Source organism: Kitasatospora indigofera, assembly GCF_014655955.1.
In the GTDB taxonomy this organism is placed as follows: Bacteria; Actinomycetota; Actinomycetes; order Streptomycetales; family Streptomycetaceae; genus Kitasatospora; species Kitasatospora indigofera.
In genome coordinates this window covers 118,872-128,936 of the sequence record NZ_BNBO01000023.1, presented here as the reverse complement: position 1 = coordinate 128,936, position 10,065 = coordinate 118,872, and the positions used below count along the sequence as shown (strand labels likewise).

The following is a 10,065-nucleotide window of genomic DNA, read 5'->3' as shown; positions in this document are numbered from 1 at the left end:
CCGGCCCGCCCCCGTACTGCCGGGGGCGAGCCGGCCGTCCTGCCGTGCGGAGGACGCGCGCCGCGCGTCAGGTGGTGGTGCCGTCGCCGGTGCCGCCCGGCAGGGACTTGCCGGTGTACTCCGCGACGCCCTTGACGATGGTGTCCATCAGGGCGACGTCCGGGGCCTTGGCGTCGACGTCGAAGCCGAGGTGCAGGGCGGTCAGGGCCTTGCCGTCCGCGGTCGGGAAGACCACCGTCTCGACGTACCCGTCGTTGCCCTTGGCCGCCTTCACCTTCCAGCGCACGAGGTAGCCGTCGCGGCCGGCCACCTTCACCGCCTCCGACTTCAGTTCCTCGTGGGAGGGGCTGTCCCCGTAGGACTCCTGGGCCGCCTTGGCGATGTCGGCCTTGGCGGCCGCCTGCGCGTCGGTGCCGTCGATCCGGCTGGTGATCACGCCGCCGAGCGAGCAGCTGTCGTTGTCCGTCCCGGCGCAGGTGTAGGAGCCGACGGTCAGCGCGGCGTAGCCGCCGGTGACCGTCCCGCCGTCCCAGCCGGACGGGACCGGCAGGGTGATCCGGTTGACCAGGTCGGCGACCGTCCCGGGCGCGAGACCGTCGACTGACCCGTTGCCGCCGCCCCGGCCGCCGTTCTGCCCCTGGCCGCCGCCCTGGCCCGGCAGGCCGGGCAGGCCGGGCAGGTTGGGCACGCCCTGCCCGTTCTGCCCGTTCTGGCCGCCCTGGCCGTTCTGGCCGCCCTGGCCGTTCTGGCCCGGCAGCTCGGGGACGCCCTGGCCGTTGCGCCCGTTCTGGCCCGGCGCTCCGCCCCGGGGGCCGTTCTCCCCGTTGAAGAGGTAGTTCCGGCCGTCGCGGTGGCCGGCCCGGGTGTCGGAGTGGCCGTCCACCGCGAGGAAGGTGACTCCCGAGCCGACCGCCAGGCCGAGCAGGGCAGCGACGGAGGCCGCGACGACCACGGCCCGGGACGGCTTGCGGAACTTCTTCCCGCCGCCGGCCGCGGCGCCGCCCGGCACCGCCCCGATCGGCGGCGGCAGCTCGGGGTAGCGGACGGAGGCGCCGTTCTGCAGCACCTCGCCCTCCAGCACCTTGGTCTCCTCCTCGGCACCGGGGGCCGGTGCGTCCGGGGTACCGGCCGGGTCGGCGGTGGGTGCGGTGGGTGCGGCGGGGTCGGTGGCCGGGTCGGAGGCGGCGGATGCGTCGGCGGCCGGTGCGGCCTCCGTGGGCGCGGGCGCGTCGGAGGGCGCCGGGCGGGTGCCGGCGGTCCAGGCCTTGCCGTCCCACCAACGCTGCGGCCGGGGGTCACTGGTGGTGTCCTGGGGATCCGGGTACCACCCGGCGGGAATCGTCTCGCTCACGCCGAGAAATCTAAACGGCGGCGGATAAACGCGATATCAGCAGAACCGCCCATTCGCCCGTTCTGGATGAGATTACGGTGAGAACCCGCGCCAAGGCCTGTCCTGGGCCCGTTCCGGACCTGTTCCGGACCTGTTCTGGGCCTGTTCTGGGCCCGGCCGAGGCCCGTTCCGGCCCCGCGGTCAGCTGCTTCCCGGGGGCGGGAACGGAGTGCCACGGGCCCAGGAGGCCCCGCCGTCCACCAGGAATTCGCCCGCCGTGACGAACGAGGAGTCGTCACTGGCCAGGAAGGCCACGGCGGCCGCGATCTCCTCCGGCGCGGCGAAGCGGCCGAGCGGGACGTCCACCCGCCCGGCCGCCCGCTCCCCGGCGGCCGGCTCCCCCGGCCGCGCGGTCCCGACCGGGCCGGGGCGCAGCGCGTTCACCCGGATCCCCTCGCGGGCGAACCGCACCCCCAGCTCGCGCGACATCGCCAGCACCGCGCCCTCGGCCGCGACCGCCGAGATCGGCCGGGCCCCGGCGCCCGGGGCGGTCCCGAAGCCCGCGGTGTTGATGATGGATCCGCGCCCGTGCCGGCGCATGTACGGCAGCACGGCCCGGCAGCAGAGGAAGACCGAGGTGAGGCCGGCGTCCTGCACCCGGCGCCAGTCGTCCAGGTCGGCGGTGAGGATCGAGTCGTCCCCGGGCGGCCCGCTCCCGGTGTGGTGGAAGGCCACGTCGATGCCGCCGAAGGTCTCGTAGGCCTCGTCGAAGAGCGCCTCCACCATGGCCGGGTCGGTGACGTCGGTGTGCACGAAGAGCCCGCCGACCGCCCGGGCGGCAGCCGCGCCGGCGCGCTCGTCGAAATCCGCGCAGACCACCTCGGCCCCCTCGGCGGCGAGCCGGCGGGCGGCCGCGAGGCCGATGCCGCCGCCCGCGCCGGTGACCACCGCCGTGCGTCCCACCAGGCGGCGGCAGACCGGGGTGTCGGGCATCGGATCTCCTGCTCCTCGGTGCGGCGCGGGTCTCAGCGAACCGTACGGCCTGCCGCGGGCGCGTCCGGGGAGGGCGCGCGACCCTGGCGCGCCGCGCGGCGTGTTTGAGGAGATACCGAGGGTGACTGGTGGAGAATTCCCGCCATGGATCGCAGGCCTTTCATCGGTGTCAGCACCTATCTGGTCGACGTGAGCTGGAGTGACTGGCGGGGCCGCCGGGTCGCCCTGGTGCCCGAGCGCTACACGGCGTTCGTCCGGGACGCGGGCGGGGTGGCGGTGCTGCTGCCGCCGGACGCGCCGGAGCGCGCGCCGGAGGTGCTGGCCCGGCTGGACGCGCTGGTCATCTCGGGCGGCCCCGACATGGACCCGGCGTACTACGGACAGCCGCCGCACCCGCTCACCGAGGCGGACGCCCCCGAACGGGACCACTGGGAGACCGCCCTCGTCCGGGCCGCGCTGGCCTCCGGGATGCCGCTGCTGGGCATCTGCCGGGGCATGCAGCTGCTCAACGTGGTGTGCGGCGGCTCGCTGCTGCAGCACCTGCCGGACGTCGTCGACCCCGACGTGCACGCGGGCTCGCCCGGCGCCTACGGCGCCCACCTGGTGCGCCCGGTGCCGGGCACCCTGCTCGGCGACCTCTTCCCGGAGACCGAGCTGACCGTGCCGACCTTCCACCACCAGGCCGTGGACCGGCTGGGCGACGGCCTGCGGGTCGGCGCGCTCGCCCCCGACGGGACGATCGAGGCGATCGAGGGCCCGGGCTTCACCCTCGGCGTGCAGTGGCACCCGGAGCAGGGCGAGGACCTGCGGGTGATGCGGGCGCTGGTCCGGGCCGCGACGGCCGCCCGGACCTTGCCGCTCGAACCGCTCGACCTGCTGGCTTCCGCCGCGGAGGCGGCTGGCACGGCCGCGGCGGCGCCGGCCGACGCCGGGACCGGCACGGTGACCCCGGTCCGGGTGGGCGGCTGAGCGCTCCCCCGGACCGGTCCCGGGCCCGGACGGGCCCGGACCGGGCTCCGGTCCCGGGCCCGCGTGGGCCCGACCTCGCCGGCCGGGCCTGACCGGGACGGTTCCTGACCACGTGGGCCGGGCCTGACCGGGACGGCCGGCGCGGCCCCGGCCCGGTCCGTCAGGCCACCGGCAGGCCCGCCAGGGCCGCGACGACGCCCAGCGCGCCGGCCACCAGCAGCGCCCCGACCGCGCCCCGGCGGGCGACCGTCAGCCCGGCCAGCGCGGCCGCCAGCACACCCCACTGCCAGCCGTGCGCCAGCGAGGCGGCGAGCGGCAGGGCCGAGCCGGCGATCGCGCCGATCACGGCCGGGCCGGCGCCGGTGAGGAAGTCCTGCACCCGCAGGTCCGCCCGGAGCCGGCCGAAGTGGCGCGCGCCGAGGATCACGAAGAGGAACGAGGGCCCGAAGGCCACCGCCGCCGCCAGCAGCCCCCCGAGGGTGCCGGCCGCCGCGTAGCCGACGGCCGAAACGGTGTGCACGACCGGCCCGGGAGTGACCTGACCCAGGGCCACGGCGTTGAGGAACTGACCGTCCGTCATCCAGTGGTAGCGGTGCACCGCGTCGTCCCGCATCAGCGGGATGATCACGAACCCGCCCCCGTACGAGAGCGCGCCGACCTTGAACGCCACCCACGCCAGCGCGCCGAGGCCGCCGAGCCCGCCGACCGCGGGCACCGCCGCGAGCAGCGGCAGCGTGCCCCGACGGCCGCCACCGGGCGGCGGGCCCCCGGCGTCGTCCGCGTCGCTCCCGTCCCCCGCGGCCCCCACCGCCCCCGCGTCGTCGCGGGCGGTCGCGTCCGGGAGCCCGGGCCGGGGGGTGCGCCGGCCGCGGGAGCGGACCGCCACCTCGGCCAGGCCCGTCGCCACCACCACCAGCACCAGCCAGGGCCCGGTGAGGAGGGCCGCGCCGGCGCCCGCGAGCGCGTACCCGTACCAGCGCGCCCGGCCGCCGCGCACCCGGTCCGTGCCGTCGGCCGCGCCGGCGCTCGCGCGCCCCAGGCTGCCCGGTACCAGCGCGGCGGCCGCCTGCACCGCGACGGCGGGCACGGCCGCGCCCGCGCCGTCGGCCGCGCCCAGCACCCAGAGCGGCGGGTGGCCGGCCAGGAACAGCGCCGACAGGGCCAGGATCAGCACCAGGCCGGGCGCGATGAAGCAGAGGCCGCCGACCAGCGCGCCGGGGGTGCCGCGCAGTCGCCAGGCGGTGAAGATCGCGAGCTGGGTGGAGGCCGGGCCGGGCAGCAGGTTGGTGGTCGCGATGCCGTCCTCGAACTCGGCCGGGTCCAGCCAGCCGCGCCGCTCCACGCAGAGCCGGCGCAGCAGCAGGATGTGGGCGGGCGGGCCGCCGAACCCGACCAGGCCGATCCGCCCCCACTCGCGCGCGATCGTCCGCAGCCGGACCTGTCCGCCGTGCTCCACCGCTACCTCACCCTGCTCGCCCGGCCCCGTCGTCAGGGCGACCGGACCCTACCGGACCAACACGAACGCCAGGGTGAACACCCGGCTGAACAGGAGGGTGGGCAGGGCCGGTGGGAACAGCTCGACGGCAACGACAACGGTCACCAGTGCAGCCTTTGGATCTTCGTCCGATCTGCGGTTCACTTCGGGTGCGGGGCTGCCAGACCCCACCGCTGAGCGTCCAGGAGAGGATCTCGATGGCCGTCCACCAGCACAGCCATGACGCCCCCGGCCACGACGGCCGCCTCGGCGCCGAGCCGCACGGGGACCACGGCGGGTCGGGCGGCCACGGCGGGCATTCGCACGGGGTGGCCGCCGACGCCGACCGCCGCTGGCTGCTCGCCGCGCTGACCCTGATCGTGGTGTTCATGGCGGGCGAGGTGGTGGTCGGCTTCGCCGCCCGCTCGCTGGCGCTGATCTCGGACGCCGCGCACATGCTCACCGACGCCGCCTCGATCGTCCTCGCGCTGGTCGCGATGCGCCTGGCCGCCCGCCCGGCCCGGGGCGGTTACACCTACGGGCTGAAGCGGGCCGAGATCCTCTCGGCGCAGGCCAACGGCGTCACGCTGCTGGTGCTGTCCGCCTGGCTCGGCTACGAGGCGGTGCGCCGCCTGATCGACCCGCCGGAGGTGGCCGGTTCGCTGGTGCTGGTGACGGCGCTGGCCGGCATCGTGGTGAACATCGGGGCGACCTGGTGCATGTCCAGGGCCAACCGCACCTCGCTGAACGTCGAGGGCGCCTTCCAGCACGTGCTCACCGACCTGTACGCCTTCGTCGCCACCGCGGTGGCCGGCGTGGTGATGCTGACCACCGGTTTCGTCCAGGCGGACGCGATCGCCTCGCTGGTCGTGGTGGCGCTGATGCTGCGGGCCGGCATCGGGCTGGTCCGCGACTCGGGGCGGATCTTCCTGGAGGCGGCGCCGGCCGGCATCGACCCGGACGAGGTGGCGGACCGGATGGTCGCCGCCGACCTGGTGGTGGAGATCCACGACCTGCACATCTGGGAGATCACCTCCGGCCAGCCGGCGCTCTCGGCGCACATCCTGGTCGCGCCGGGCGGCGACTGCCACGCGGTGCGGCGGGGGCTGCAACGGCAGCTGCGCGAGACGTACCGGATCACCCATGCCACCCTCCAGGTCGACCACCTCGGCGAGGACGACGACCAGCAGCTGCTGCAGATCACCCCGGCGGGGACGACCGTGCTGGACGAGCACTGCGGCGACACGCACGGGCCGGTCCACCGCAGCGGCCCGCACGAGCACTGAGTTCCCGTCAGGACCGCCCGTCCCGCCCGGGCCGGCGGCGTCGCCGGCGCGGTGGGCGGGCCCGTGGGCGGTGGGCGGGCCCGTGGGCGGTCGGCCCGCCGGTCGGGACGTCTGCCGCCGAACTGTCGGCCGGGTACGGCATGATCGGAGCTGTGACCGAACCGCGACTGATGCTGCTGGACTCCGCGAGCCTGTACTTCCGGGCCTACTACGGCGTGCCGGACTCCCTGAAGTCCCCCGCCGGTGAGCCGGTGAACGCCGTCCGGGGGCTGTTGGACTTCATCGCCAGGCTGGTCCAGGACCACCGCCCCGACCAGCTGGTCGCCTGCATGGACGCCGACTGGCGCCCGCAGTGGCGGGTCGACCTGGTGCCCTCCTACAAGACCCACCGGCTGGCCGAGGCCGGGGCCGACGGCGAGGAGGAGATCCCGGACACGCTGGCGCCGCAGGTGCCGGTGATCGAGCAGGTGCTGGACGCGCTCGGGATCGCCCGTGTCGGCTCGCCCGGCTACGAGGCGGACGACGTGATCGGCACCCTGACCGCCCGGGGGACGGGCCCGGTGCAGATCGTCACCGGCGACCGCGACCTCTTCCAGCTGGTCGACGACGCCCGGCCGGTCCAGGTGCTCTACCCGGTCAAGGGAATGGGCAACCTGCAGATCACCGACGACGAACTGCTGCTGGAGAAGTACGGCGTGCGCGGCGACCGGTACGCCGACATGGCCGCCCTGCGCGGGGACCCGAGCGACGGCCTGCCGGGCGTCAAGGGCATCGGCGAGAAGACCGCGGCCCAGCTGATCAACGAGTACGGCGACCTGGCGGGCATCCGCGCCGCCGCCGCCGACCCCTTCTCCAAGCTCACCCCGGCCCGTCGCAAGAACATCGTCGAGGGCGCCCCCTACCTCGACGTCGCCCCCACCGTCGTCCGGGTCGCCACCGACGCCCCGCTGCCCGACTTCGACCCGGCCCTGCCGCGCGAGCCGCTGGACCCGATGACCCTGGAGGAGCTGTCCGCCCGCTGGGGCCTCGGCAGCTCGCTGGAGCGGGTGCTCGGCGTGCTGGCGGGCTGAGCACCCGCGCGAAGGGGGCCCGGCCGCCGGACTGTCTCCGGCGGCCGGGCCCCTTCGTCGTACGGTGCCGGGTCAGCCCACCGAGGAGTAGGCGATGATGCCCCGGCGCAGGCTGTCGACCGCCTTGCGGGCGGTCGCGCGCAGCTTGGCGTCCTCGCCGGCCGCGTCCTGGATCTGGCCGAGCACGTCAATCAGCTGCTTCGTCCAGCGGACGAAGTCGCCGGCCGGCATCTCGGCGTCCCGCAGGACCGAGTCCAGGTTGTGGCCGAGCGACCAGCGGTAGGCGACCCAGGCGAAGCCGAGGTCGGGCTCGCGCTGGCCGACGCCCTCGGCGGTGTTGATCCGGTGCTGCTCCTCCAGGGCGTCCAGGTGGCCCCAGATCCGGACCATCCGGCCGAGCGCCTCCTTGGCGTTGCCCTCCGGGACCCGGGGGGCGGCGGCGTCGTCGGCCTGCCGGGCCTCGTACACCAGCGCGGAGGCGCAGGCGGCGAGTTCGGCCGCGGCGAGGTCCTTCCAGACGCCCTCGCGGATGCACTCGGAGGCGAGCAGGTCGAGCTCGCCGTAGAGCCGGCCGAGGCGCTTGCCGTCCGGGGTGACGGTGTCGCCCTCCAGGTAGCCGAGGTCGGTGAGCAGGCCGCAGACCCGGTCGAAGGTCCGGGCGATGGTGTGGGTGCGGGAGCGCATCTTGCGCTCCAGCAGGTCGGTGTCGCGGTGCAGGCGGTGGTAGCGCTCGGCCCAGCGGGCGTGGTCCTCGCGCTCGTCGCAGCCGTGGCAGGGGTGCTGGCGCAGCTCGGTGCGCAGCCGGGTGATCTCGGGGTCGTCGGCGGCGGCCGCCCGGCCCCGGCGGAACCGCTCCGGCTCCAGGTGGCCGGCCTTGGTCCGCAGGGCGGAGGCGAGGTCCCGGCGGGACTGCGGGCTGCGCGGGTTGAAGGACTTCGGGATCTTCATCCGGTCGACGGCGGTCACCGGGTGCGGGAAGTCGATCATCGCGAGCCGCTTGACCTGCCGCTCGGAGGTGAGCACCACCGGACGCGGCCCGTCCTGGTAGTCGGGATGGCGGTGGGTCCGCGGCGAGCGGCTGACCGGCGGCAGGCCCGGGTCGAGGACCAGCGCGAGCCCGGCGAACTTGCCGGTCGGCACGTGGATCACGTCGCCCGGCTTCAACTGCTCGATCGACTCGATCGCGGCGGCCCGGCGCTGGCCGCTGCCCTCGCGGGCGAGGTCGTTCTCGCGGTCCTTGAGGGAGCGGCGCAGGGCCATGTACTCGTCGAAGTCGCCGAGGTGGCAGGTCATCGACTCGCGGTAGCCGTCCAGGCCCTCCTCGTTGCGCTGGACCTGCTTGGCGATGCCGACCACCGAGCGGTCCGCCTGGAACTGCGCGAAGGACGTCTCCAGCAGCTCGCGCGAACGGTGCCGGCCGAACTGGGAGACCAGGTTCACGGCCATGTTGTAGGACGGCCGGAACGAGGACTTCAGCGGGTAGGTGCGGGTGCCGGCCAGGCCGGCCAGCGCCTCCGGGTCGAGGCCGCGCTGCCAGAGCACCACCGCGTGGCCCTCGATGTCGATGCCGCGGCGGCCGGCCCGGCCGGTGAGCTGGGTGTACTCGCCGGGGGTGATGTCGGCGTGGGTCTCGCCGTTCCACTTGACCAGCTTCTCCATCACCACCGAGCGGGCGGGCATGTTGATGCCCAGGGCCAGCGTCTCGGTCGCGAAGACGGCCTTGACCAGGCCCTTCACGAACAGCTCCTCGACCACCTCCTTGAACCGCGGCAGCATGCCGGCGTGGTGGGCGGCGATGCCGCGCTCCAGCCCGTCCAGCCACTCGAAGTAGCCGAGGACGTGCAGGTCCTCGTCCGGGATGTCGGCGCAGCGCTCCTCGACGATGGCCCGGACCTGGGCCCGGTCGGAGTCCTTGTTGAGGCGCAGCCCGGAGCTGAGGCACTGCTGGACGGCGGCCTCGCAGCCGGCCCGGCTGAAGATGAAGGTGATGGCCGGGAGCAGGCCCTCGGAGTCGAGCCGGTCGATCACGTCCACCCGGCCCGGGGTCCAGACCCGGCCGGGGCGGCCGGTGGGCATGGACCGGCCGCGGCCCTTGGCGAAGCGGTCGCCGCGGGGGTTCGCGGCCAGCTCCGAGCGGGCCAGGCGGACCAGCTCGGGGTTGACCAGCTTGGCCGGGTTGCGCGGCGCGTCCTTGGGGCGGCCGTCACGGTCCGGGTTGGCGAACAGGTCGTACATCCGGTTACCGGCCATCACGTGCTGCCAGAGCGGCACCGGGCGGTGCTCTGAGACGATCACCTTGGTGCCGCCGCGCACGGTGTCCAGCCAGTCGCCGAACTCCTCGGCGTTGGAGACCGTCGCGGACAGCGAGACCAGGGTGACCGACTCGGGCAGGTGGATGATCACCTCTTCCCAGACGGCGCCGCGGAAGCGGTCCGCGAGGTAGTGCACCTCGTCCATCACCACGTAGCCCAGGCCGTCGAGGGTCTGCGAGCCCGCGTAGAGCATGTTGCGCAGCACCTCGGTGGTCATCACGACCACCGGCGCGTCACCGTTGACCGTGTTGTCACCGGTGAGCAGGCCCACCTTGGCGGCGCCGTAGCGCTTCACCAGGTCGCCGTACTTCTGGTTGGACAGGGCCTTGATGGGCGTGGTGTAGAAGCACTTGCGGCCGCCCTGGAGGGCCAGGTGCACCGCGAACTCGCCGACGATGGTCTTGCCGGAGCCGGTGGGCGCGGCGACCAGGACGCCCTCGCCCGCCTCCAGGGCCTCGCAGGCCTGGATCTGGAAGTCGTCCAGCGGGAAGTCGTAGAGCTGCTGGAACCCGTAGAGGGCGGTGGCCTGCTGCTTGGCGCGCCGGCGGAAGGCCGCGTAGGCCTCGGCGGGGCTGAGTTCCTCGTCCTCGGAACGCTGGGGGGTGCTGGTCATCTGCGTCACCTCTTCTTC

7 protein-coding genes are annotated in these 10,065 nt (G+C 74.9%); 3 read left to right on the top strand and 4 right to left on the bottom strand.

Features of this window, described 5'->3' with window-relative positions:
• Positions 1-67: 67 nt before the first annotated feature.
• On the bottom strand, positions 68-1,351 hold the full coding sequence (locus tag IE329_RS20740; protein WP_190212436.1) for a DUF2510 domain-containing protein: 1,284 nt from the start codon (positions 1,349-1,351) through the stop codon (positions 68-70).
• Positions 1,352-1,531: 180 nt separating this feature from the next.
• On the bottom strand, positions 1,532-2,323 hold the full coding sequence (locus IE329_RS20735) for an SDR family oxidoreductase (protein ID WP_190212435.1): 792 nt from the start codon (positions 2,321-2,323) through the stop codon (positions 1,532-1,534).
• 144 nt (positions 2,324-2,467) lie between these two features.
• On the opposite strand from IE329_RS20735, the gene IE329_RS20730 reads away from it, so the two are divergent.
• Complete coding sequence (locus IE329_RS20730; protein ID WP_190212434.1) at positions 2,468-3,292, top strand: gamma-glutamyl-gamma-aminobutyrate hydrolase family protein; 825 nt, start codon at positions 2,468-2,470, stop codon at positions 3,290-3,292.
• Positions 3,293-3,452: 160 nt separating this feature from the next.
• Here IE329_RS20730 and IE329_RS20725 read toward each other — a convergent pair whose 3' ends face one another.
• Positions 3,453-4,748, bottom strand: coding sequence for a chromate transporter (locus IE329_RS20725; protein ID WP_190212433.1), 1,296 nt, complete (start codon positions 4,746-4,748; stop codon positions 3,453-3,455).
• Positions 4,749-4,984: 236 nt separating this feature from the next.
• Between IE329_RS20725 and IE329_RS20720 the strand changes: the two genes are divergently transcribed.
• Entirely contained in the window at positions 4,985-6,052 is a 1,068-nt protein-coding gene (locus tag IE329_RS20720; RefSeq protein WP_190212432.1) for a cation diffusion facilitator family transporter, read from the top strand.
• A gap of 140 nt (positions 6,053-6,192) precedes the next feature.
• Positions 6,193-7,122 (top strand): 5'-3' exonuclease, encoded by a 930-nt coding sequence (locus IE329_RS20715; protein ID WP_190212431.1) that lies wholly within the window; start codon positions 6,193-6,195, stop codon positions 7,120-7,122.
• Positions 7,123-7,194: 72 nt separating this feature from the next.
• On the opposite strand, the gene IE329_RS20710 is transcribed toward IE329_RS20715, so the two are convergent.
• Positions 7,195-10,047 (bottom strand): DEAD/DEAH box helicase, encoded by a 2,853-nt coding sequence (locus IE329_RS20710; RefSeq protein ID WP_190212430.1) that lies wholly within the window; start codon positions 10,045-10,047, stop codon positions 7,195-7,197.
• Between the last annotated feature and the right edge of the window lie 18 nt (positions 10,048-10,065).

Excerpts from the sequence above, each read along its gene's own strand:
- IE329_RS20715 (WP_190212431.1), top strand. The coding sequence starts at position 6,193 with ATGATCGGAGCTGTGACCGAACCGCGACTGATGCTGCTGGACTCCGCG.
- IE329_RS20710 (WP_190212430.1), bottom strand. The coding sequence starts at position 10,047 with ATGACCAGCACCCCCCAGCGTTCCGAGGACGAGGAACTCAGCCCCGCC.
- IE329_RS20735 (WP_190212435.1), bottom strand. The coding sequence starts at position 2,323 with ATGCCCGACACCCCGGTCTGCCGCCGCCTGGTGGGACGCACGGCGGTG.
- IE329_RS20720 (WP_190212432.1), top strand. The coding sequence starts at position 4,985 with ATGGCCGTCCACCAGCACAGCCATGACGCCCCCGGCCACGACGGCCGC.
- IE329_RS20730 (WP_190212434.1), top strand. The coding sequence starts at position 2,468 with ATGGATCGCAGGCCTTTCATCGGTGTCAGCACCTATCTGGTCGACGTG.